22 protein-coding genes and 1 pseudogene are annotated in these 22,791 nt (G+C 69.9%); 8 read left to right on the forward strand and 15 right to left on the reverse strand.

Annotated features, from left to right (window positions below; translation table 11 throughout):
• The first annotated feature begins 38 nt into the window (after positions 1 to 38).
• Positions 39 to 1,901 carry a heavy metal translocating P-type ATPase gene (locus WFJ36_RS15020; protein WP_336643618.1) on the forward strand — a complete coding sequence of 621 codons (1,863 nt, stop codon included), beginning with the start codon at positions 39 to 41 and terminating at the stop codon, positions 1,899 to 1,901.
• A gap of 115 nt (positions 1,902 to 2,016) precedes the next feature.
• On the forward strand, positions 2,017 to 2,295 hold the full coding sequence (locus WFJ36_RS15025; RefSeq protein WP_071329275.1) for a hypothetical protein: 279 nt from the start codon (positions 2,017 to 2,019) through the stop codon (positions 2,293 to 2,295).
• Between the two features lie 13 nt (positions 2,296 to 2,308).
• Here the strand turns inward: WFJ36_RS15025 and WFJ36_RS15030 are convergent, their stop codons facing one another.
• A complete protein-coding gene (locus WFJ36_RS15030; protein WP_071329276.1) occupies positions 2,309 to 3,943 on the reverse strand; it encodes a fucose isomerase in 1,635 nt (544 codons plus the stop codon).
• Positions 3,940 to 5,457: an FGGY-family carbohydrate kinase gene (locus WFJ36_RS15035; RefSeq protein WP_071329277.1), complete on the reverse strand. Its 1,518-nt coding sequence runs from the start codon at positions 5,455 to 5,457 to the stop codon at positions 3,940 to 3,942. The genes WFJ36_RS15030 and WFJ36_RS15035 overlap by 4 nt, the downstream gene beginning before the upstream one ends.
• A gap of 203 nt (positions 5,458 to 5,660) precedes the next feature.
• Between WFJ36_RS15035 and WFJ36_RS15040 the strand changes: the two genes are divergently transcribed.
• The gene (locus WFJ36_RS15040; RefSeq protein ID WP_336643619.1) at positions 5,661 to 6,209 is read left to right on the forward strand and encodes a hypothetical protein; all 549 of its coding nucleotides are present in this window, start codon (positions 5,661 to 5,663) and stop codon (positions 6,207 to 6,209) included.
• An 11-nt stretch (positions 6,210 to 6,220) separates the two neighbouring features.
• Here the strand turns inward: WFJ36_RS15040 and WFJ36_RS15045 are convergent, their stop codons facing one another.
• From WFJ36_RS15045 to WFJ36_RS15090, 10 genes and pseudogenes are all read right to left on the reverse strand, one after another.
• Positions 6,221 to 7,204, reverse strand: coding sequence for a LacI family DNA-binding transcriptional regulator (locus WFJ36_RS15045; protein ID WP_336643620.1), 984 nt, complete (start codon positions 7,202 to 7,204; stop codon positions 6,221 to 6,223).
• Positions 7,205 to 7,255: 51 nt separating this feature from the next.
• Positions 7,256 to 8,125, reverse strand: a complete 870-nt coding sequence (locus WFJ36_RS15050) for a dihydrodipicolinate synthase family protein (RefSeq protein WP_071329280.1) — start codon at positions 8,123 to 8,125, stop codon at positions 7,256 to 7,258.
• Complete coding sequence (locus WFJ36_RS15055; protein ID WP_336643621.1) at positions 8,122 to 9,786, reverse strand: tripartite tricarboxylate transporter permease; 1,665 nt, start codon at positions 9,784 to 9,786, stop codon at positions 8,122 to 8,124. The genes WFJ36_RS15050 and WFJ36_RS15055 overlap by 4 nt, the downstream gene beginning before the upstream one ends.
• Positions 9,783 to 10,322, reverse strand: coding sequence for a tripartite tricarboxylate transporter TctB family protein (locus WFJ36_RS15060; protein WP_336643622.1), 540 nt, complete (start codon positions 10,320 to 10,322; stop codon positions 9,783 to 9,785). Before WFJ36_RS15060 ends, WFJ36_RS15055 begins: the two co-directional genes overlap by 4 nt.
• A 59-nt stretch (positions 10,323 to 10,381) precedes the next feature.
• Complete coding sequence (locus tag WFJ36_RS15065; protein ID WP_336643623.1) at positions 10,382 to 11,341, reverse strand: tripartite tricarboxylate transporter substrate binding protein; 960 nt, start codon at positions 11,339 to 11,341, stop codon at positions 10,382 to 10,384.
• Positions 11,342 to 11,433: 92 nt separating this feature from the next.
• Entirely contained in the window at positions 11,434 to 12,219 is a 786-nt protein-coding gene (locus WFJ36_RS15070; RefSeq protein ID WP_336643624.1) for a class I SAM-dependent methyltransferase, read from the reverse strand.
• A 105-nt stretch (positions 12,220 to 12,324) separates the two neighbouring features.
• Positions 12,325 to 12,852, reverse strand: a complete 528-nt coding sequence (locus WFJ36_RS15075) for a hypothetical protein (RefSeq protein WP_336643625.1) — start codon at positions 12,850 to 12,852, stop codon at positions 12,325 to 12,327.
• Positions 12,849 to 13,688: an ABC transporter substrate-binding protein gene (locus WFJ36_RS15080; RefSeq protein WP_336643626.1), complete on the reverse strand. Its 840-nt coding sequence runs from the start codon at positions 13,686 to 13,688 to the stop codon at positions 12,849 to 12,851. The genes WFJ36_RS15075 and WFJ36_RS15080 overlap by 4 nt, the downstream gene beginning before the upstream one ends.
• 26 nt (positions 13,689 to 13,714) lie before the next feature.
• Positions 13,715 to 14,668 (reverse strand): carbohydrate ABC transporter permease, encoded by a 954-nt coding sequence (locus WFJ36_RS15085; protein ID WP_143049285.1) that lies wholly within the window; start codon positions 14,666 to 14,668, stop codon positions 13,715 to 13,717.
• Positions 14,668 to 15,590, reverse strand: a pseudogene (locus WFJ36_RS15090) (carbohydrate ABC transporter permease). Before WFJ36_RS15090 ends, WFJ36_RS15085 begins: the two are co-directional and overlap by 1 nt.
• Positions 15,591 to 15,789: 199 nt before the next feature.
• On the opposite strand from WFJ36_RS15090, the gene WFJ36_RS15095 reads away from it, so the two are divergent.
• The 4 genes from WFJ36_RS15095 to WFJ36_RS15110 are packed head-to-tail and all read left to right on the forward strand — an operon-like array spanning position 15,790 to position 19,642.
• The gene (locus tag WFJ36_RS15095) at positions 15,790 to 16,944 is read left to right on the forward strand and encodes a PP2C family protein-serine/threonine phosphatase (protein ID WP_071329286.1); all 1,155 of its coding nucleotides are present in this window, start codon (positions 15,790 to 15,792) and stop codon (positions 16,942 to 16,944) included.
• A complete protein-coding gene (locus WFJ36_RS15100) occupies positions 16,941 to 18,905 on the forward strand; it encodes a glycosyltransferase family 2 protein (RefSeq protein ID WP_336643627.1) in 1,965 nt (654 codons plus the stop codon). Before WFJ36_RS15095 ends, WFJ36_RS15100 begins: the two co-directional genes overlap by 4 nt.
• On the forward strand, positions 18,889 to 19,221 hold the full coding sequence (locus WFJ36_RS15105; protein WP_071329288.1) for an STAS domain-containing protein: 333 nt from the start codon (positions 18,889 to 18,891) through the stop codon (positions 19,219 to 19,221). The genes WFJ36_RS15100 and WFJ36_RS15105 overlap by 17 nt, the downstream gene beginning before the upstream one ends.
• On the forward strand, positions 19,211 to 19,642 hold the full coding sequence (locus WFJ36_RS15110) for an ATP-binding protein (protein ID WP_071329289.1): 432 nt from the start codon (positions 19,211 to 19,213) through the stop codon (positions 19,640 to 19,642). Before WFJ36_RS15105 ends, WFJ36_RS15110 begins: the two co-directional genes overlap by 11 nt.
• Positions 19,643 to 19,646: 4 nt before the next feature.
• On the opposite strand, the gene WFJ36_RS15115 is transcribed toward WFJ36_RS15110, so the two are convergent.
• The gene (locus tag WFJ36_RS15115; RefSeq protein ID WP_071329290.1) at positions 19,647 to 20,090 is read right to left on the reverse strand and encodes a DoxX family protein; all 444 of its coding nucleotides are present in this window, start codon (positions 20,088 to 20,090) and stop codon (positions 19,647 to 19,649) included.
• A gap of 149 nt (positions 20,091 to 20,239) precedes the next feature.
• On the opposite strand from WFJ36_RS15115, the gene WFJ36_RS15120 reads away from it, so the two are divergent.
• Positions 20,240 to 21,082: a helix-turn-helix transcriptional regulator gene (locus WFJ36_RS15120; protein ID WP_336643628.1), complete on the forward strand. Its 843-nt coding sequence runs from the start codon at positions 20,240 to 20,242 to the stop codon at positions 21,080 to 21,082.
• On the opposite strand, the gene WFJ36_RS15125 is transcribed toward WFJ36_RS15120, so the two are convergent.
• Positions 21,083 to 21,943 carry an alpha/beta fold hydrolase gene (locus WFJ36_RS15125; protein ID WP_336643629.1) on the reverse strand — a complete coding sequence of 287 codons (861 nt, stop codon included), beginning with the start codon at positions 21,941 to 21,943 and terminating at the stop codon, positions 21,083 to 21,085.
• The gene (locus tag WFJ36_RS15130; protein ID WP_071329292.1) at positions 21,940 to 22,764 is read right to left on the reverse strand and encodes a hypothetical protein; all 825 of its coding nucleotides are present in this window, start codon (positions 22,762 to 22,764) and stop codon (positions 21,940 to 21,942) included. The genes WFJ36_RS15125 and WFJ36_RS15130 overlap by 4 nt, the downstream gene beginning before the upstream one ends.
• Positions 22,765 to 22,791: the final 27 nt, after the last annotated feature.

A 22,791-nucleotide genomic window follows, 5' to 3' on the forward strand; every position in this document is an offset into this window, starting at 1 on the left:
TGCTGGCGGCGCACGCGGATTCCGACGATGCTGGACGCATGCGCGCCCTCCGACTCCTCTGGCGGTACCCGGTCATCACGCTCACGGTCATCGTCTTCGTCGTGGTCGGGGTGCTGCACGCCACAGGCGAAGCGACCATCGGCCGGTGGATCGCCACGGTCTTCGTGGCTGCGGTGGTCGTGTGGACCCTCGTCGGCATGGTGCGCGACGTGCTCCGCGGTCACGTCGGGCTCGACATCCTCGCCGTCGTCGCTATGGTGGCGACCCTCGCCGTCGGCGAGTACATCGCGGCGCTCATCATCGTCCTGATGCTCTCCGGCGGCGAGGCACTGGAGGACTTCGCGGGCCGCCGGGCCAAGCGCGACCTCTCGGCACTGCTGGACCGCTCACCGCGCAGCGCTCATGTCCTCATCCACCCCGAGGATGCGGACTCGGACGAGGCGAGGGAGGCGCCCGTCGACGATGTGGCCGTGGGCGACGTGCTCCTCGTGCGCCCGGCGGAGATCATCCCCGTGGACGGCGAACTGCTCACCGACAGCGCGTCGTTCGACGAATCCTCGCTCACGGGCGAGAGCCTGCCCGTGACGCGTGGCGCGGGCGACGAGGTGCTGTCGGGCGCGATCAACGGCAGCCGAGCCATCCGTCTCCGCGCCCTGCGCACGGGTGCCGACAGCCAGTACCAGCAGATCGTGGCGCTGGTCGCCCAGGCCGAGTCCTCCCACGCTCCCATCGTGCGTCTCGCCGACCGGTTCGCTATCCCGTTCACCGCCGTCGCGCTCGTGCTCGCGGGGACGGCGTGGGCGATCTCCGGCGATGCCACGCGATTCGCCGAAGTGCTCGTGCTGGCGACGCCCTGTCCGCTGCTGATCGCCGCACCCGTCGCCTTCCTCGGCGGGCTCTCGCGGGCCGCGAAGTCAGGCGTCATCATGAAGAGCGGTGCGGTGATCGAGCAGATCGCGCGCGTGCGCTCGGCCGCGTTCGACAAGACCGGGACGCTCACCCAGGGGAGGCCGGAGCTCGTCGACGTGCGTCCGGCACAGGGCTTCGATGCGGATGAGATCCTGCGACTCGCCGCCTCGGCCGAGCAGTATTCCTCGCACGTGCTCGCCGACGGCATCCGTCGCGCCGCCTCCGCCCGAGGCCTGTCCCTGCACGGTGCGACCGAGGCGAGCGAGACCGCGACGAACGGGGTGTCCGCGACGATCGGCGGCCGCGCGGTCGTGGTGGGCAAGCCCGCGTACGTCGCCTCTCTCGCCCCCGACACCGTGCGGGCGGAGCTGGCGCCGGGACAGGCCGCCGCCTATGTCGCCGTGGACGGACGGTTCGCGGGGGTCCTGGTCCTCGCCGATGCCGCCCGCCCGGAGGCGCCGGCCGTGATCTCGTGGCTGCGGACGCACGAGGTCGACCGACTCGCGATGCTGACCGGGGATGTGGAGACCACCGCGGCGTCGATCGGACGGCAGGTCGGGATCGACGAGATCCACGCCGAGCTCCTGCCGCCCGAGAAGGTGCGTCTGGCCGCCGAGATGCAACCACGGCCCGTGCTGATGGTCGGCGACGGTGTGAACGACGCCCCGGTGCTGGCAGCGGCCGACATCGGCATCGCGATGGGCGCGAAGGGAGCGACGGCCGCCGGGGACGCCGCCGACGTCGTCATCCTCGTGGATTCGCTCGCCAAGGTCGTCGACGCCGTCGCGATCGGACGGCACACCCTCCGTGTCGCCCTCACCGCCATCTGGATCGGCATCGGTCTGAGCGTGGGGCTGATGGTCGTGGCGATGACCGGTGTCATCCCCGCGGTCGTCGGCGCACTGGTGCAGGAGCTCGTCGACCTCGCGACGATCCTCTACGCCCTGCGCGCGCTGAGCGGTCCGCCGAGCGACCTCCGCCCCTCCGCCTGAGCGCTGTTCGTGCACCGCGCGCGGTGCCGCCGCTCCCGTCCACAGGTTCCGTGTTCGTGGCTCTGTCGCTGCGGAATACCGTGACAGCCTGAGACCCCGGACTCAGACTGGAGGCATGACCTTGGACGACCCGCAGGTATGGACACTGATCGGCGTCTTCGCCGCCGTGATGCTCGGCGGCATGACGCTCATGACCTCGCAGCTCAGCCGCGTGATCCGTGCGGAGGTGGACCGCATCGACGGCACGCTCTCCGCACGGATCGACCGCATCGACGGCACGCTCTCCGCACGGATCGACGGCCTCGACGCCCGGCTCGGACGCATCGAGACGAAGGTCGACGATCTCGACAGGGAGCTCACGAACCTGGCGACGCGGTTCTGGCGCTCGCAGTGACCGGCACGCAGCCTCAGATCGCCACGTCGCCGACGAGGTTGACCTTGATGCCCATGCCGTCGAACATCGCGGCCTTGGCGATCAGCGCCTTGTCCGCGGTCTCGGCATCGGGGGCGTAGACGAGCTGCGCGTGGTTCGCCTTGTGCCGCGCCATGAACTGGTCGCGCGAGATGCCGTGCAGCACCACGTGGGCGATCGGCCACTCCGGGTTCGTGGCGTCCTTCCGGCGCTGCGTCTCCTCCGCGGGAAGCTCGACGACCGACGCGCGGAAGATGTCCGCCTGCAGGACCCCTTCGGCGATGAACACCCGGGAGAGCACGACCTCGCCGGGCTTCGAGACACCGTTGATCGTGGCGCCGCCCGCAGGGAAGAAGACGTGCCCCTGGCGCCAGCCCTCCGCGTTCTGCCAGCCGCCGAGGTGGGAGGCCGGCACCGAGCCGGAGATCTCGTACACCCAGACGAACTGCCCGTCGTGGTCCTCCCCCCAGCGCACGTCGTGGAGGGTGTTGTCGGGCACGAGCCCCATCGCGCGCCAGACACGGTCGGTCACGAGCGCATCGACGGCGACGCCCTCGTCAGCCTCGTTGAAGTGCGGGAACGCGCGCCCTTCGTGCAGCACGCGGGAGCCGTCGCGCGAGGTCACCGGCGGGCGCTCGGTGGAGTTCAGGATCCCCTCCGCCAGGTCCGACGCCGGGACGAGATCCTTCAAGCCCTGCTGGTACTGGATGCCGACCGCGTCGAGGCCGAAGTCGTCGGCGATGCGGAGGGCGGCGATGTACATCTTGAGCTGCCACTGCACCTGCTCGCGGGTGAGCTCGGTCGCGGCGTCCTCGCCGTAGCGGAAGGTCATGCCGCGCTCGATCAGCCAGTCGTAGGCGGCGTCGGCCTCCTCCTCGGTGACGTTCAGCATCTCCGCGTAGAGAGCCGACTGCGACAGGCGCTCCTTGTAGATGCCTGTCTGGTTGAGGAGCTCGTCGTCGAAGATGGCGTTGTACATGCCCATGCAGCCCTCGTCGAAGACGCCGATGATGGCCTTCTCGGCGCGCAGCTCCGCGGCGAGCGCCTCGCCGAGCTGCTTCTCCGGGCTGTCCGGCAGTGCGGGGAGCGGACGCACGTGGGAGGCATCGTGGGTGATGGTGCCGGTCTCCGTCCACTCCCGGATGCCGTCGCGGAACCAGTCGTCGGTGAAGTCGACCGACCAGATCGTCGCGTACGGCTTGTCCATCTTCGTCAGGCCCGCGTTGAGGCCGAGGAGGCCGACGAGGCCGGGCCAGTCGCCCGCGAAGTTCGCCACCGTGAGGATCGGGCCCTCGTGCGTGCGGAGGCCCGCGAGCACGTGGTGCGAGTACTGCCACACGGCCTCGGCGACGATGAGCGGCGCGTCGACGGGGATGTTCTTGAAGACCTCGAGCCCCATGCGCTGGCTGGAGATGAAGCCGTGACCGGTCTCCGGGTCGACCTCATTGGCGCGCACGACCGTCCAGCCGAGGTCGTTCAGCACGCCGGTGACCCCGGCCTCGAGCTCGACCTGGGTGGGCCAGCCGGCCGTGTTGGCCGACTCTCGGAGGTCGCCGGAGGCGATCAGGTAGGCGGTCTTCGGCGCAGCGGCGGGACGGGAGGCCGGGGTGGGCAGGGTGTAGGCAGTCATGAGTTCTCCGGGGTCGCGGGGGTGGGGGATCCGTCGCGCTGGGCGGCGGCGAGTTCATGGACGACGTTCTTCGAGCCGTCGTAAAGGCGCACGTAGCGGTCGAAGAGGGCGTCGGCGAAGGGGCGCAGAGCCTCGTCCGGGCGGACGGTGTCAGCGATGGGGTTCCAGTCGGTGATCGCGGGCGCGGCACCGTCGGCGGCCGTGGCCGTCGCCGCGAGGAAGGCGGCGCCGTAGCTCGCGCCGATCGTGGTCTGCGGCACCTCCTGCACGAGCCCGGTGATGTCCGAGACGATCTGCAGCCACAGCCGTCCCTGCGTGCCCCCGCCGACCGCCACGATACGGCGGATGTCGGCGCCGGCGGCGCGCATGGTCTCGACGTTGTGGCGCACGCCCAGCGCGGTGGCCTCGAGGGCAGCGCGGTAGAGGTCTCCTCGGGTGTGCCGGAGGGTGAGCCCGGCGATGACCCCGCGGGCGTCGGGATCCTGGATCGGGGTGCGCTCACCGGCGAAGTACGGCAGCATCAGCAGGCCGTTCGCGCCGGGCCCCGACTCCTCCGCCTCGGCGAGCAGCGCCGGGTAGTCGGCACCGGAGAGGTCCTTCAGCCACGCGGTGAGCGCTCCGGATGTGGACAGCCCGCCGGCGAGGTTGCGCGTGCCCGCGAAGGCGCCGGCCGTCGTCCACATCGAGGGCGTGCGGAGGGTCTGCTCCCCGGTCGCGACGAGGAACATCGTCGTGCCGTACATCAGCATGAGGTCGCCGACCTCGTGGGCGCCGACGCTCACCGCCTCGGTCCAGGCGTCGATCGTGCCGGTGATGACCGGGGTCCCCTCGGGCAGGCCGGTCAAGGCGGCCGCAGCGGTGGTCACGGTGCCCGCGACCTCCCCCGCCCAGCGCAGCGGCGGCTGCTCGATCGTCCCGGCGAACCGCTGCCACCAGGGGTCGTGCCACTGCTCGCCCTCGATGTCGTACAGCGGCGAGACCTGGCTGGCGGACTGGTGGTCGAGGACGTAGGCGCCGGTGAGCTTGCGGACCAGCCAGGAGGCGGGCATGTAGAGCCGCCGTGCGCGCTGCCAGGCTCCCGGCTCCTCCTCGGCGACCCAGGCGATCTTCGGCCCACCGGCCTGCGAGGTGAGCGTCGAGCCGCCCACGCGGGTGATCTCCTCGGCGCCGAGCTCCGCCGTCATGCGCTCGATCTGCGCGGTGGAACGGGTGTCGACACCGTAGAGGATCGCGGGGCGCACGGGCTCGTCGTCCTCGTCGGCGAGCAGGACGCACGGGCCCATGCCGCTCACGCCGACGCCCACGACCTCCGCGTCGGGGACCGCGGCGAGAAGGTCGGTGGCCAGCTCGACGAACTCGTCCCACCAGATCCGGCCGTCCATCTCGACCCATCCGGACTGCGGACGGGAGACGTCGTGCGCGCGGGTCGCCGTCGCGAGGATCGTGCCGGCGGGGTCCACGAGGACGCCTTTGCTGCTGGACGTGCCGATGTCCACCCCGAGGGTGCAGCGCATGGTCTCTCCTTCGATCCCGACGGGCCGTGCGGGCCCGGATCCAGGCTACGCGAAATCGATTTCATGATGCAAGGCACGGACTGATCCTCCACAAGTGATCGTGGCTCCGTGAGACTCCACGATCTGCGTCGTCACCGCGAAAGAAGGGCCGCTCAGCACCGGAATACCGTGACATCCTGACCCCTCCGATCGAGACTGGAGGCATGCCCTTGAACGACCCGCAGGTATGGACGCTGATCGGCATCTTCGTCACGACGATGCTCGGCGGCATGACCCTCATGACGACGCAGTTCGGTCGCGTGCTCCGTGCGGAGATCGGCGGGCTGCGCGGAGAGATCACCGGCGAGATCGGCAGGCTCCGCATCGACATGACGACCGCGACCACACGGCTACGCGATGAGATGGGTGCGCTCCGCATCGACATGACCACCGAGATCTCCGGGCTCCGCACCGATACGAGCACCGAGGCCGCGGGCCTCCGCACCGATGTGACGAACGAGGTCAGCGGACTCCACGGGGCATTGGCGGCGCTGCACGCAGCGATGATGCGCGAGGTCGGAGGGCTGCGCGCGGCGATCGGAGCGCTGCACGGAGCGATGATCGGGCTCCGTGGCGAGATGATCGGCCTCCGTGGCGAGATGACCGCACGGCTCGACGGCCTCGATCACCGCCTCGATCGATTGGAGGTGAAGGTCGACGATCTCGACAAGGAGATGACGAACCTCGCGGCACGATTCTGGCGCTCGCAGTAGAAGCGTCCGGTTCAGGCGCGCGCGGCCGCGCGCTGCACCTCGCCGGAGAGCACGATCGTCCGGGCCGGTTGCTCGTCGCCCTTGATCCGATCCAGCAGCATCCGGGCCGCCGTCACACCCATGAGCCGCGCGGGGAGCCGCACGACGGTGACGGCGGACGGGGACAACGTCGTGAAGGGCAACGATCCGATGACCGCGACGCCGAGCTGCGGCGGGGTGAGGCCGCGCTCCGTGAGCACCTGGATCGCCCCGACGCCGATGAGGTTGTTTCCGGCGACCACCGCGTCCGGCGGCTCCGGCAGCGCGAGGAGCTCCTCCATGGCCGCGCGCCCGCCGTCGACACGGAACGTGGCGAAGCGCTGGAGCGAGGAGAGGTCATGATCGGAATCCATCGCCGAGAGCGCCTCCCGCCAGCCTTCCGCCCGCTCGGCCGCGGTGTCGATGTGCGCGGGGCCGCCGATGTACGCGATGCGGCGATACCCGGCGTCGATCAGGCTCTGCGTCGCTACAGCTCCCGCCTCCCGGTTGGCCATCACCACGCCGTCGATGTCGGTGACCGTGCGACGGTCCACGGCGACCACCGGCCGCCCCGTCGCCCGCACCGGGGCGAGATCCGAGTGCTCATCCGCCGTCGCGATGATCACCCCCGACATGTTCTCGGCGATCGCGATCCGGAGGTACGTCGCTTCCTTCTCGACCTGGGCGTCGGAGTTGCACAACACGACGGAATACCCCGCTTCGGACGCCGCATCCTCCACGCCGCGCGCCATCTCGGTGAAGTACGGGTTCTCGATGTCCGGGATGACCAGGGCGATGACCTCGGAGCTCTGCGTCCGCAGGGTACGCGCGGTCCGGTTCGGGGTGAAGCGCAGTTCCTCGGCCGCCGCCCGCACGGCCGCCGCCTTCTCCTCCGACACGCTCGTGCCGTTGAAGACGCGCGAGACGGTGGCCGGGGAGACGCCGGCCTGCCGCGCGACGTCGTAGATCGTGGCCATGGGCACCCACTGTAACCGGTTTCAGCCCTCTCAGACCTCCGCAACGAACCGTCAGCGGTGCGCGGCAACCACCTGTGCGACGGCCGCCCGCTCGTCGGCGGAGGGTTCGGCGATCGCCATACGACAGTGCGTGTCCACGACGTCGAGCACGCGGTACGCCTCCTTCATGCGCGCCATGTCGCCGCCGATGAGCGCGACGACATCGTCCACGGCGGTCTGTGCCGCGGCGATGGCGTCCGCATCGCCCGAACGTCCGGCGTCGGCGAGGGCACGGAAGGGCTTTGGCGTCACGGAGGAGACGCCCGAGACGACGCCCTGCGCGCCCGCTTCGACGGCCGCGATGAGGTCGCGGTCGGCGCCGGTGTAGAGCTCGAAGTCGGCCGGCACCACCGCGCGGTACGCCGCGATGTCGTCGAGGGGGAGCTCGCTCACCTTGGCCCCGACCACGTTCGGCAGGGCGGCGATGCGCACGAGCAGTTCCGGCGAGACCGGGTTCCCGCTGCGCGCGGGGTAGATGTAGACGTAGAGGCGCCCCTCCCCCACGGCCGCCGAGATGGCGCGATAGTAGTCGAGGATCGCGTCGTCCGTGGCACGCAGGTAGTAGGGGGTGAGGGCCGCGAACTCCGTGGCCCCCAGCTCCTTCGCGATGCCCACCAGGCGCACGGCCTCGAAGGTGCTCGGCTGCCCGACGTGCACGATGACGCGCATCCGGTCGGCCAGCTCCTCCAGCGCCGCTCCCACGAGTCCCCGGAACTCATCCGCGTCCACGGCGGGGAACTCGCCCGTGGTGCCGAGGACGAAGGCGCCCTCGTTGCCCGAGTCGGCCACGAACCGGAAGATCGCGCGCGACCCCTCGAGGTCGAGGGCACCATCGCGGTGGAACGCGGTCGGGACGGCGGTCAGGATGTCGTAGCGGGTCACTTCTCGGTCTCCTCGGGGGTCGTGCTCTGGCGGTTCTTGCGGTCGGCGCGTCCCCGGCGCGCACCGGCGTCGACGTTGCGGACCGTGGAGGTGAGCAGGTCGGGCTGCGCCGCGAGTTCGTCGTGCGCCTTCTCGATCTGCACGATGCTGTCGGCGTGGAGGATCGAGACCGAGGCCCGCTCTGCCCGGGGCGTGCGGGCGGCACGGATCGCCGGCATCACGATCGACAGCACGGCCAGCGCGAGCAGCACGAGGGCGATGGGACTGACGACCTCGAAGAACGGCCGCGTCGGCAGGATCGCCAGCGTGCGGGCGAGGTTCTCCTCGGCGAGCGGACCGAGCAGGAGGCCGAGCACCACGGGTCCGGCCGGAACCTGCATGCGCTTGAGCAGAACGCCGATCACACCGAAGACGAGCATCGTGACGACCGTCGACAGGCTGTTCGAGGTGGCGTACGTGCCGATGATGCAGAAGATGAGGATGCCGCTCCACAGGTACGGCTGCGGCACGTCGAGCAGCTTGACCATGCCCTTCATCCGTACGAGGCTCAGCGCGAGCGACAGGAGGGTCGCGACGAGCATGATCCCGACGATCGAGACGACGAGGTCGGGACGGTTGGTGAACAGCGTGGGCCCGGGGGTGATGCCCCAGATGATCATCGAGCCGATCATGACCGCCATCACGGAGTCCCCGGGGATGCCGAGCGCCATCGTCGTGGTGAGCGAGCCGCCGAGCGTGGCACTGGAGGCGGTATCGGACGCGGCGACGCCCTCGATCGACCCCTTGCCGAACATCTCCGGGTGCTTCGACGCCTTGCGCGCCCGCTCCCAGCCGATGAGCCCGGCGATGTCGCCGCCGGCCGCCGGAATGAGGCCGACCCCGAGGCCCACCGCCCCGCCGACCGCGGTGGCCCGTCCGCTCTGCTTCAGCTCGGCGCGGTTCGGCCACCACCGGCCGAGGCTCGAGATCGGTCGGATATGCGACTTCCGGTGCGTAAGGAGCTGATCGAACAGCTCGGCGATGCCGAAGAGCCCGATGATGACCGCGATGAAGTTCACGCCCTCGACGAGTTCCAGCACACCGAACGTGAAGCGCTGGTCGGCGGTGGCCGCATAGGTGCCCACGCTGCCGAGCATGAGTCCGAAGAGACCGGCCAGGATGCCCTTGAGCATCGACTTCGACGAGATGCCGATCATGATCGCGATGCCGAAGACGACGAGCGCGAACAGCTCGGGCGACTTGAAGTAGTCCCGGGCGAAGCTGGCGATCGGCACGGCGGCGACCGAGAAGAGCGCGAGCGAGGCGAGGATGCCGACGGCCGAGACGATGGCCGAGATGGTCAGCGCGAGCCCGGCCCTGCCCTGTTTCGCCATCGGATAGCCGTCGAGGGTGGTGGCGATGGACGCGGGAGTCCCCGGGGTGTTGATGAGGATGGACGGCACCCGGTCGCCGAAGTTCGCCGCGACGTAGATCGTCAGCAGCACCGCGAGGCCCTGCACGGGTTCGAGGGTCATGGTGAAGCCGGCCGCGAGCGCGACGGCCATGGTCGCGGTGATGCCGGGAAAGGCACCGACCATGAAGCCGAGGACGAGGCCGACCGCCATGTACAACAGGATCGAGATGTCGAGGAGCGAGTTCAGCCCCTCCAGGAGCGCGTTCACAGGGGGATCCTCAGGAGCATGCCGAAGACGACGTAGACGAACGCCGTGACGGCGGCGGAGTAGATGACGAGGCTCAGCCAGCGGCGGTGGCCGTAGAGGAGCATCAGTGCGGCCATGAGCAGGGCGCAGGCGATCGGGAAGACCTCGATCCGGTAGCCGAAGAGGATGACCGAGCCGAGGGCCCAGAGTGCGATGAAGGCACCGGCGATCGCGATCGTCACGACGACCCGGAGGACGCCGCCCGGCTGGATGCGCTCGAGGTCCTCCCGCGTGGGTGCCGGTCGCGTGATCGCCACGGCGAGCAGGGCGATCGCGACCATGACGCCGGTCACGCCGATGACGAGCGGCCAGAAGCGCGCGTCGATCTGTCCGGGGGTGGCCTCGCGGCGCAGCGGGATCTGCGTGGCGAGGAAGAGATAGCCGGCGGTGATCGCGAGGGCGACGGCGGCGAACGCGATCTCGAGGGGTCGCGAGGCGGTCGCCCCCTCGTAGCCGCCCGGCGCTGCCGACTCGGCCGCGGTGTCGGGGCTGGTCATGGTGCTCCTTCGTCGGAGGGCGCGGTGGGGTCGGCGCGTGCCGACCCCACCGGGGGTGTTCAGCCCAGGAGGTCCTGGAACAGGGCGAACTGGTCGTCGACGAACCCGGTCCACTCCGCGGAGTCGCGGTAGACCACGAGGTTGCCGGCGTCCGCCTGGAACTTCTGGTAGCTCTCGGACTCCACGGCCTCCTTGACGGCGCCCTCGAGGGCGTCGTGCACGTCGTCGGGCAGGCCGGCCGGTGCGTAGATGCCGCCCCAGCCGCCGAAGACGACGTCTTCGCCGATGGCCTCCTCGACCGTCTCGACGTCCTCCGCGTCCGGGTGACGCTCGTCGTTCATGACCGCGAGGATGCGGACGGCCTCGCCCTGCGCGAGGGCCTCGCCGAGTCCGGAGACGGCGGCGACGGTCTCGCCGGACGCGGCCGCCGCGACCGCCGTGGCGCCACCGTCGTAGGGGACCGGGGTGAAGTCGGCGTCCGTGGCCTTGCCGAGGCCGAGGGTGGCGGCCTCCCAGATCGAGCCGGCGCCGGAGTTCGCGACCGTGACCGCGCCGGACTTCGCCTGGGTCACGAGGTCGTCGAGGGTCTCGATGCCGCTGTTGGCACCTACCGTGATGACGCCGGGGGCGAGCATGATCTGTCCGAGCAGGTCGAAGTCGTCGGGCAGCACGTCGGCGCTCTGGGTCGTGTTGAGCATCGCGATCTCGACGGGCGCGAAGCCGATGACGTAGCCGTCCGGATCCTGCGAGCCGACGTACTCCATTGCGAGGGCTCCCGCGGCGCCGGGCATGTTCTCCGGGATCACGCTGACGCCGAGGATCTTCTCCAGCTCGGTCGCGAGCGCGCGGGACGACAGGTCGGAGCCGCCGCCGGGGTTGGCCTGGATGATCAGCCGGATGTCGTCCTCGGGATAGGTCGAGGCGGCCCCCTCGCTCTCGTCGACCTTCGTGCAGGCCGAGAGCACCAGAGCGGTGGCGGCGAGGGCGGCGAAGGCAGCGGCCGCCCGAGTGATGCGCATGCGGGGCATCTTTGCTCCTCTACGTGGGTCGACCGTGTTGTCGACACCGCGAGGTTATCAGTGTTGACTGTTAACAGTCAACACTGACGGGGTCACCGCACCCGACACACGGCCAGGAGGTGCGGGCTGAGCTCCCGGATTCCGGGGACGGTGCTCCCGGCTCGCGCCAGCAGGAGAGCCGCCTGCGTGAGCGCCGTCTCCTCGGCGGGCATCCCTTCCAGCAACAGCCCGCCGGGCCCTTCGACGCCATGCACCTCCAGGACGTCGAGTCCGGCGGCGACAGCCTCCTCGGCGAGCGACTCCGCCGTATGGAAGTGCCCCGCCGGGAAGCGACCCCGCGAGGAGGGCGCCCCGTGTTCCAGCAGTGCGCCGTGTTCGTCGTCGAGGTGGAGGTCGGTGACGCCCAGCGCGAGCTGACCGAATCCGATGAACCGCGAGAGGCCGGCCGCGAACACCCACCCGCCGGATCTCACCACCCGTGCGGCCTCGCCGAGCGCCTGGAGACGGTCCGCGCGGTCGGCCAGGTGGTACAGCGGGCCGAGGAGAAGGGCGGCATCGAAGCTATCCGCGGCGAACGGCAGCGAGCGCGCGTCGCCCACGCGGGCGTCCACACCTCGCTCCGCCGCACTCCGGACATGATCCCGCACCGGGTCGACGAGGGTGACCCGATGTCCGCGGTCGAGGAGCGAGCGCGCATGGACGCCCGCCCCGCCTCCGACATCGATCACGCGACCCTCGGCGAGGTGCTCCGCGATCAGCTCCTGGATGCGCTGGTGCTCCAGCGGCCCCTGCGCCGACCGGGTCGTCAACCGCGCCGATTCGTCGAACTGCTCCTCGTAGTAGTCGCGGATCCGCTCGTCGAGCTCGCGCTGGTCCATGGTCGGCCTCCGATCGGTAGGCCTCCATCATCCACGCCCGCCTGCGCGAAGGACGGCGCCAGGCGGGGATGCCCGCCTGGCGCCGTCCCTCCGCGTCTGGCCGGGCTAGCCGGCCGTGGCGTTCTCGTACGCACGCATCGCGGCCTCCTGCGCTTCCTTCAACGCGTCCTCCGGCGACTTGTCCCCGAGCAGCGCCGCCGTGATGGCGTTGTTGAGCTCGTTCTGGATCTCCTGGCCCGCCGGGGAGGAGCCGAACGACTGCCCGTAGTCCACCACGTCGTAGTAGGTGGAGATGACCTGGTCGAAGCCGGCGTTGCCGCTGTCGGTGACGAAGGTCTCTCGGATCGACTGGTCAGCGGACGGCGACCCGGTGAACAGCCCGGTGTTGATCCCGCCGTCGGTCTTCAGGGTCTCGGCACGCGCCTCGCCCGCCGCATTCCACGCGTCGTCGGAGGTGAGGTTGACCATCCACGCGCACGCCGCCGCGGGGTTCTCCGCGCCGGCCGGGATCACGAACGCGGTGCCCGAGGCGACCGAGAACGGCTCCCCGTCGGCATTCCGGAACGGCACCGCCTCGAGGTCGATCTGGTCGGCGTAGGGGCTCAGCACGTTCGGGTACCACTGGGCATTCACCTGCGCCCCGACCTGCTGGGCGACGAACTGGTTCTGGTCGCCGAAGGCGTCGAACGAATCGGTGAAGCTTTTTCGGCCGCGAAGCCGCCCTGCGCGTCGGTGATCTGCTTGAGCATCTCGATGCCGGCCACGTTGCTGGGGTCGTCCAGGGTGGGCGCCCCCTTCTCATCGTTGAGCTGGCCACCCATGCCGAGGATCCACAGCCCGGCCTGGCCGGTCGCGACCGGGTCGAACCCGAGCCGCGTGGGCACGCCGCCTGACTCCTGGTACATCTTCTCGATCGCGCCGAGCAGCACGTCGGGCTTGGAGGTGTCGATCTCGTCCGCCGTCACCCCCGCCTCGTCGAGCACGGCCTTGTTCAGCAGGATCGCCGGCGGCTGGTAGAACTGCGGCACCGCCCACACCGCATCGTCGTAGGTGACGTCGTCGACGACGAAGGGGTACCAGTGGTCCCGCGGCGAGACGTCCTGGGCGGCGAAGCACTCGTCGAGCGGCATGATGAGGTCCTGCGCGGCATAGGTGGTCACGTACCGGCGGTCCATCTGCACGACGTCGGGCACGTCACCGCTCGCGATGCGGGTGGTGAACTTCTGCGCGTCGAAGGCCGTCGCGTCGAGATCGACCTCGACGTCCTTCAGCTGCTCGGCGGCGTAGTCCATGCGCGAGGTCCCGACGTTGTCGGCGTTCTCGAAGCCCCACGCCTTCAGCGTGCCGCTCGGCTCCGCACCGAAGTCGGCGTCGGCTGCCTGGTCGTCTCCCCCTCCCCCGCCGCACCCGGCGAGGACGAGGACGGATGCCACGGCGACCGCGGTGATTCCCAGCATGCGTGTGCGCATGACTGCTCCTTTCGATCTGTGGTTCGTCATCCCTTGCGCCCCTGGGTCGCGACGCCCTCGATGAAGGCGCGCTGCCCGAAGGCGAAGAGGATGAGCATCGGGAGGGTCACCAGGAGGGAGGCGACCATGACGTACTGGTAGTCGCCGTGACCGCCCGCGGTGGGGCTGTACTTGGTCATGGCGTAGGCGATGCCGAGCGGCGCGGTGAACTCGTCCACCGATCCGGCGTTGAGGTAGATGAGGGCGGCCTGGAGGTTGTTCCAGCTGGCCTGGAACTCGAACAGGAACACGATGACGAACGACGGGATCGACAGCGGCATCGCGATCCGCCAGAACAGTCCCCAGGCGCTGGCCCCGTCGAGCCGCGCCGCCTCGAACAGCTCCCGCGGCAGGCCGAGGAAGAACTGGCGCTGCAGGAAGATGTAGAAGGCCGAGCCGAAGAGGTTCATGCCCCACAGCGGCACCCAGGTGCCGAGGAGTCCGGTCTCCTTCCAGATGAGGTAGATCGGGATCATCGTCACCGCGCCGGGGAGCATCATCGTCGCGAGCACGAGGCCGAACAGCAGCCCGCGCCCCGGGAAGCGGAAGTAGGCGAACCCGAACGCGACGATCGAGCTGGAGATCGCGACGGCACCGGCGGCGAGCAGCGCGATGGCGATGCTGTTGCCCATCCAGTTCAGCAACGGGAGCTGATTCCACACCTCGACGTAGTTCTCCGGCACGAAGGTCTTCGGGATGAGGGCGTTGTCGAACACCTCTCCCCGCGGCTTGAAGCTCGCCGCGATGAGCCATGCGAACGGATACAGGAACAGCAGCGCGAACAGCACGAGGATGACGTTCAGGACGATCCGGGCGACGAGGCTCTTCGGCTGCCGCAGCCGCCGTCGCCAGCGCGAACGGGCGGCGACGGTGGTCGTGAACGTGCCCGGGGCCTTCTCGGACTCCGCCTCGACGGGGACCTGACGCAGGGTCTGGGACATCAGCGGTCTCCCTCGTAGTAGACGAAGCGGTTGCCGACCTTCACCTGGATGAGCGTGATGATCATGATGAGGACGAACAGCAGCCATGTCATCGCCGCCGCGAAGCCGAAGTTGAACTGCCGGAACGCCTGCTGGAACAGGTAGATCGCGTAGAAGAGGGAGGCCTCCGGCGACGAGTTGCTCTGATCCCGCCAGAACAGCAGGTACGCCTGGTCGAAGATCTGGAACGCGGCGATCGACAGCACGATGACGTTGAAGAACATCGCCCCCGAGATCATCGGGAGGGTGATCGAGAAGAACTTCCTGATCGGTCCCCCGCTCCGTCGAGCGAGGCCACCTCGTACAGCTCGACGGGCACGTTCTTCAGCGCCGCGAGGAAGATCACCATGGTTCCCGCGACCGTCCACAGCGTCATGATCACGATGCTCGGCTTGACCCACGCGGGGTCGACGAGCCACTGCGGTCCCTGGATGCCGAACACCCGGAGGAACTGGTTGATCGCGCCGGAGTTGCCGTTCAGGAGCAGGAAGAACACGGCGGCGGTCGCGACGGCCGGCGTCATCTTCGGCAGGTAGTAGAGCACGCGGAAGGCTCCGGCACCGCGCCCGACGCGGTTGAGCAGCAGAGCGAGGATGAGCGCGAACACGATCTCCAGCGGCACCGCCATCACCACGTAGAACAGCGTGTTCGCGAGCGAGACGCCCACCCGGGGGTCCTCGAACAGGTTGGCGTAGTTGTCGATCCCGACGGGGCGGGCGCTGTTCGTGGCGAGGTTGTAGCTGCTGAACGAGATGTACAGGCTGTAGACCATCGCGCCGGCCGTGAAGATGAGGAATCCGAGGAGCCAGGGAGAGATGAACAGATAGCCGGCGAGGGCCTCTCGGCGGTTGTACCGGTCCCGCTGGCGGGTCTTGATCGGCATCCACCTGCCTCCTGTCCGAGGACGCGCAGACACGGCGGTCCCGTCCTGGCGCGATGCTAGGTCCGCAGAAGCGGTTCCCCTCGGGGCTTGCGCAGAACCGTTTCCTGTGGTTCACCTGAATGCCCACTCGGCGCGCTGATTCCCTGGATGACGTTCCTCAATAGGATGTGGGGAATAAACACGGAGGAGGGCCGGGGGAATGTTCGACGAGCGACGGCGACAGGCAGCGCTCGAGGAACTGGGGATCCTTGACACACCACCCGATGAGCGGGTGGATCGGGTGGCACGACTGGCGAAGGAGATGTTCGGCGTGCCGATGGTCAGCGTCTCGCTGATCGACCGCGACCGGCAGTGGCGCAAATCGCAGATCGGCCTCGGGGGGAACGAGGCACCGCGACAGGACTCGTTCTGCGACTACACCGTGTCGCAGGACCGGACGGTGGTGGTGGAGGACGCGAGCACGACCGACCTCTTCGCCGAGAACCCGTTCGTGACCGGCGATCCGCACCTCCGCTTCTATGCGGCCCATCCGCTGCACGCGCCGGGCGGCGAGCCGGTCGGGACGCTGTGCGTGCTCGACACGGAGCCGCACACCTTCACCGACGCCCAGCAGGACCTCCTGCGTGACCTCGCGTTCTGGGTGCAGACGGAGCTTGCCCAGGATGCGGACATCGACCATGCCGCCGTGGTGCAGCGGGCGCTGCGCCCGCGGGTGCACCCGGAGGTCGAGGGCTACACGATCGCCGCCGGGGCCGCCCCCCGAGGGATGCTCGCGGGGGACTACTACGACTTCTCCCGTCACGGCGACGCGATCCGCGTCACCCTCGCGGACGCGATGGGCAAGGGCACCGGGCCGGCCCTGGTCGCGGCCACCGTGCGGGCGTCGCTGCGCACGGCACCGGAGCGCTCGCTGGCCGACGCCGTGATCGAGGTGGACCGCCTGCTCGAGGACGACCTCGCCGACACGTCGATGTTCGTGACCGCGGTCGTCGCGGAGCTGCGACCCGAGACGGGAGAGCTCGAGGTCATCGACGCCGGACACAGCCTGGCGTTCATCGTCCGTTCGGACGGATCGTGGACGCCTCTCCGTTCCACGAACCTGCCGCTGGGAATGGGGATGGGCATCGCCGACCCCCGGGTGCCGATGACCGCGCGACTCGAGGTCGGCGACGCCTTCCTCTGCTGCAGCGACGGACTCCTCGACGTGCTCGACGCCGACGATCCGTTCGGTCACGTCGAGCGCGTGCTCACCGCGATGGGACCCGACGGTGCCGTGCGCGAGGCCCTGCGACTCGCGAACGACGACCGCGCCACCGACGACATCACCGTCGTGGTGGTGCGGAGGGACGCATGACCGCGCGGTTCGCGACCATCCGCGTCCTGGCCCTGCTGTCGGTCCTGCTCGGCGTCAACTACGTCGCCTGGCGGTGGCTGGAGTCGGTGAACTGGTCTGCCTGGTGGATCGCGGTGCCGCTCGTGATCGCCGAGACCTACAGCCTCATCGACACGTTCCTCTTCTGTCTGACGATGTGGCGCGCGAAGGAGCGTCCCGCGCCGGTGTCGCCGCCGCAGGGCACGGTCGACGTGTTCATCACGACCTACGATGAGCCGATCGGGCTCGTCATGACGACGGCGAAGGCGGCGAAGCGGATCGCCTATCCGCACTCCACCTGGATCCTCGACGACGGCTCCCGCCCCGAACTCGAGGCGGAGGCCCGAGCGGCCGGCGTGGGCTACCTCACGCGTTCCGAGGACTGGACCGGCAAACCCCGGCACGCCAAGGCCGGCAATCTCAACAGCGCGCTCTTCCAGACCGATGGCGAGTTCCTCCTCATCCTCGACGCCGACCAGGTGCCGGATCCGCTGATCCTGCACCGCACGCTCGGGTACTTCGCCGATGACCCGGAAGTCGCCCTCGTGCAGACGCCGCAGTGGTTCGTTAACGTCGACGAAGCCGATCCGCTCGGCAGCCAGGCGCCGCTGTTCTACGGGCCGATCCAGCAGGGGAAGGACGGCTGGAACGCGGCCTTCTTCTGCGGGTCGAACGCCGTGCTCCGCCGCGAAGCCCTCATGCAGCTCGGCATCGTCGGCTACGTGCGGAACGTGACCGACTCCGCCGCGCGGGCGCTGAAGACCTCCGAGGCGCTGATCGCCCGCGAGGCCGAGACCGCGACGGACCCGGCCCTCGCCACGGAGCTCGGAGCGCTCCGTATCGCGATCGCGCGCAGCCGCAAGGAGCTCGCCGCGGGGACGTCGGTCGCCGAGGTCGCCGCCCGGGTGGGCGACGCGGTCGACGATGCCTCCCGCATTCTCGTGGCCCACGACCTCGACGGCATCCGCGCCGACCTCGCCGTGATCGAATCCCTGCCGGTGCAGCATGACGCCGATCTCGGACAGGTGATCGTGGACGAAGCGGGGCTCGAAGCCCTCGCCGCCTCCGACCTTTCCCCCCTCACCGCCGTGGAGGCCGTCCGCGGACTGCTCGACGCGCTCCGCCTCGACCGGGCCGATGAGGCGCAGCCGATCCTCCCCCTCGCCACGATCTCGGTGACGGAGGACATGGCGACCGCGATGCAGCTGCACGCCCTCGGCTGGAAGAGCGTCTACCACCACGAGATCCTGGCGCACGGCCTCGCCCCGGAAGACCTCCGGACGATGCTCACGCAGCGCCTGCGGTGGGCGCAGGGGACGCTGCAGGTGATGCTGCGCGACAACCCCCTGGCCAAGCGCGGGCTCTCGGTGGGGCAGCGCCTCATGTACTTCGCGACGATGTGGAGCTACCTCTCCGGCTTCGCGGCGATCGTCTACCTCGCCGCCCCGGTGATCTACCTCGTGTTCGGGGTGCTCCCCGTCACCGCCTGGTCGGTCGACTTCTTCGTGCGGTTCCTGCCGTACTTCCTCGTCAACCAGGCGCTGTTCCTCGTGGTCGCCAAGGGGGTGAAGACCTGGCGCGGTCAGCAGTACTCGCTCGCGCTGTTCCCCGTGTGGATCCGCGCATGCTGGACGGCCTTCGCCAACGTCGTGCTCGGTCGGCCGCTGTCCTTCGCCGTGACGCGGAAGGACGGCCGGGATCCGCGCGGCGTCCCGTGGCGGGAGATCTGGCCGCACCTGACCGCCATGGTCGTGCTCGTGATCGCCCTCGTCATCGGGGTCGCCCGGGTCATCGTCGGCACCGGCGACGGCACCGGAACCCTCGTCAACACGGCCTGGGTCCTGTACGACCTGGTCGTCCTCAGTGTCATCATCCAGGCGGCGCGCTATCGCGGTCCCGCCGCGCAGGTCCTCGAGAAGGAGTCGAATGAACGTCAGCACTGACACCAGGGACGGCTACGCCGTCGTCACGATCACGGGGCGCCTGACCGCCTCGGGGGCGCCGTTGCTGCGCAACGCGGTGAGCGATCTGGTCACCGCCGGGCAGCCGCGCATCGCGATCGATCTGAGCGGCACCGAGTTCGTCGACTCCTCCGGCCTCGGGGCCCTCGTCGGCGGCCTCAAGAGCGCCCGCGTGGCGGGCGGCGATCTGCGCATCGCCGCCGTCCCCGAGGCCGTGCGCACCGTCCTCCACCTCACCAACCTGGACCGCGTGCTCCGCGACTACCCGACGCCGGAATCGGCGTTCGATGGACGCTGAGACCCGGTCCTTCCACATCGACGGGCCCGCCGGGCTCGCCCTCGTCGACCGCGCCCTCGATGAGCTCGACCGGCTCTGGTCTGAGGCTCCGGAGGTTCCGGCTCAGGACCAGGTGCTGTTCGCCCTCGCGCTCAGCGAGGTCACGACCAACGTCGCGCAGCACAACGAGCACGCGGACGTCGTGCTGAGCATCGACGTCCGCGTGACGGCCGAGGAGGCGCGCGCCTACGTCCGCGACAGCGCCCCGCCGGCACCGATCGACTGGGACGCGGTGACGATGCCGGGCGAGGAGGCGGAGAGCGGACGCGGACTCGCGCTGTCGCAGGCGGCGCTCGACGAGTTCACCCACACGGTCACCGATCTCGGCAACACCTGGATCCTCGTGCGGCGCGTGGACCCCGCGCGCGCGGCGGGCGACTAGGCGATCAGACGAGCCAGGCCGGCGCGCGCCCGCGCAGGGCGGCGGCGTCGATGGAGTAGCGCCCCGCCCCCGTGAGTGCGAGCGCAAGAGCCGCCGCACCGAGCACGGCGACGAACTCGTAACCGCCGGCCGTCACCCACAGGCCCGCGGGCAGGTGCACGAGCACGAGCGCGACCAGCATGTCGACGGCGAGGAGGACGCTGACCGGACGCGTCAGCAGTCCGAGGATCAGCAGGATCCCGCCGATGAGCTCCAGGAAGGCCACGACGGGCGCGGCGATCTCGGCGAGCGGAACCCCGACATCGGCGAAGCTGCCGATGGTATCGGGGATCGTGATCTCGAAGATCTTCTGAGCGCCGTGGGCGGCGAAGATCGCGCCGACGACGATGCGCAGGACGAGGAGTCCGAGCGACGAGGCGGAGGAGGCGGAGGCTGTGGTGTTCGTCATGAGGAGGTTCTTCCTTCGTGGCAGGACACCCGCGCGGGCGCGGAACAGGGCTCTTGCCCTGGCCCCCACGGTAGGAACCGTTCTTTTCCGTCCGCTGAACGCCTCGGCGATGCGGATCCCCGTCCCGCGCGAGGCGGAACAATGGAGGAATGGGGCTGGATTCGGTGAACCGGGCACTCACCAGCATGAGGGTGGTGTCGGCAGAGCCCCTTACGCTCCCCGGCATCGGAGCCACTCTGACGGGCGACGGCGGCCCCGGCCCCGCTGGACGGCAGCTGCTCGTCCTGGCTGGGGCCGACGGACTGCACCTGCTCCGGGACGGTCGCACGATCGCGGTGAGGCCCCATCAGGTCGCTGTCGTCTGTCTCTCCGCCGAGGAGAGCATCGGGTTTCTCGACGCGGAGGCCGCGGGGATCATCTCCTTCGAAAGTCGCGGCCACATCTATGCACTGCTCGAACGCGAGCTGCCGCGTCTGATCATCGTGGACGAGACGCCGGTGTTGTCCACGGTCGCCGGGCTCCTGAAGGATCAGATCGGCAGTGAAGGGTCCCGTACGGGGCTCTTCCCCAAACTCACGGAGGTCGCGGCGACCGCTGCCGTCCTCGCGTGGATAGCCGCCTCCCCTGCACCGCCGGGGTGGATCGGCGGGATCGCGCATCCACGCATCGGAGCGGTCCTCACCGCCCTGCACCGAGATCCCGCGCGGTCCTGGACCGTCGCGGAGATGGCGGCCCTGGCTCACCTCTCGCGATCCGCCTTCGCAAGGACCTTCCGGGATGTGGTCGGCACGACTCCCTCCGCCCACCTCGCACGCTGGCGCATGGCGCACGCGATGGAGATCCTCGACGAAGCGCCCGACACTCCGCTCAAGGAGATCGCCGAGCGCCTCGGCTACTCGGACGAGTTCGCCCTCAGCACCGCATTCAAGCGGCGGTTCGGTGTGAGTCCGCGGCACTACGACACGGCGTCGATCGCATCGCAGGCGGGGTGATCACAGCGCACGGCAGAAACCGCTGATGAGGCGGGCCACGGCCGCCGGTTCGGTGACGAGCGCGTCATGTCCCGCGGTCAGCCGCTGCACCTGCCACTCTCCCGGCCGCGCGCGCACGCGCTCCTTCGATGGCGCGACATCGGCGAACGACGGCTCCGTGCAATCGACGTAGAGCCGCGGGATCGAAGGCCCCGCGCCCTCAAGCGGCACCACGTCCGCCCAACTGCTCCACGGGTGCGCGGTGAGGCGACGCCGCAGCCACGCGACGTCGGGTTCACGGAAGACGCCGAACATCTCGGGATCCCGCGGTCTGGGGACGAAGAAGCCCTCTCCGGCCTGAGCGACCACGGTTGGCAGCGCAGCGCGACTCGACGGCGTGAGGACGTCGAGGACCCGCTCCCCGGGGTCGACGACGACGGCATCCAGATACACGGCCCCGCGCAGGCGGCCGGCGATCCGCTCCGCGACCGCCGAGGCATACGCTCCGCCGATGCTGTGGCCGACGAGGACGACGTTCTCGAGCTCCTCCGCCTCGATGCTCGCCACGATGTCGTCGACTCCGTCCTGGAACGTGATCCCACGTGCGAGGCGATGCGCGCGATCACCGACCCCGGGAAGGGTGGGTGTGAGGATGCGACCGCGCCGGACACCGAGACGCTCCACCACACGCCGCCACGCCCAGCCGCCGTGGGAGCCACCGTGGATGAACACCAGATCGGTGCGGGCTCGAGCCGCCGAAGCGGTGGACACCTGTCCGACGCTCGCAGCGGCGACGGCAGCGGAGACACCGAGCGCGGCGCCGAGCACCGTCCGTCGGCTGACCCCGCGGGGCACGGGACCCCCGACCTCAGCGACAGTCATCGCCGGGACTCCGCAGACCGGTCGACGACCGCCCCGAGCGACTGAGGCGGCACCCCCAGCACCTCCGATACCCCGGGAGACAGATAGGCGTCGCGGCCATCGCGGATCGCCGCGAACAGGTTTCGGAGCGCCCCGACCATTCGCGGCGGCAGGTAGTCCGCCACGGAGGCCGCCCACTCCGCCGGCTCCACGTGGACATATCGCAGCGTCCGGCTGGTACGCCGCGCGACGATCTCGACCGCGTCCGCGAACGTGAGCACCTCGGGGCCGGAGAGCTCGACGTGCGTCGGACCCGTGCGGTCGAGGAACAGGCGCGCCGCCACGCGGGCGATGTCGGCCGCGTCGATGAACGGCTCGCCCCCGTCGCCTGTGGGAAGCCGCAGCTCTCCGGTGGCGTCGAGCTGGGCGGCGAACAGACCGTCGATGAACCCCTGCGAGAACCAGGAGGGGCGGAGGAACGTGGAGGCGGCATCCGCCGCGGCGAAGACCCGTTCGGCGCCTACGGCAATCCCGTCACCGCTCACCTCGGGGTTCCGCGCCGTCAGGACCACGACCTGCGGGACACCCGCACGGTCGAGAGTCTCGATGAACGGATGAAGGTCCATCGGCTCCTCGGGCAGGACGACATACACGCCCGCCGCTCCGGACACGACCGGCCCCCAGCTTGCGGGGTCACCCCAGTCGAAGCGCCATTCCGAGCGGCGCGATGCCCGGCGCACCGCTCGCCCGGCATCCTCGAGAAGTGCCGCCACGCGCGAACCGGTCGTACCGGTGGCACCGAGGACGACGATCGGATTCTCTTTCCTGTCCTGTCCCGTCATGTGCTCCATGCTCGCCCCGCCAGGGAG

Origin of the sequence: Microbacterium sp. MMO-113, assembly GCF_037148555.1 — a bacterium.
GTDB lineage: Bacteria > Actinomycetota > Actinomycetes > Actinomycetales > Microbacteriaceae > Microbacterium.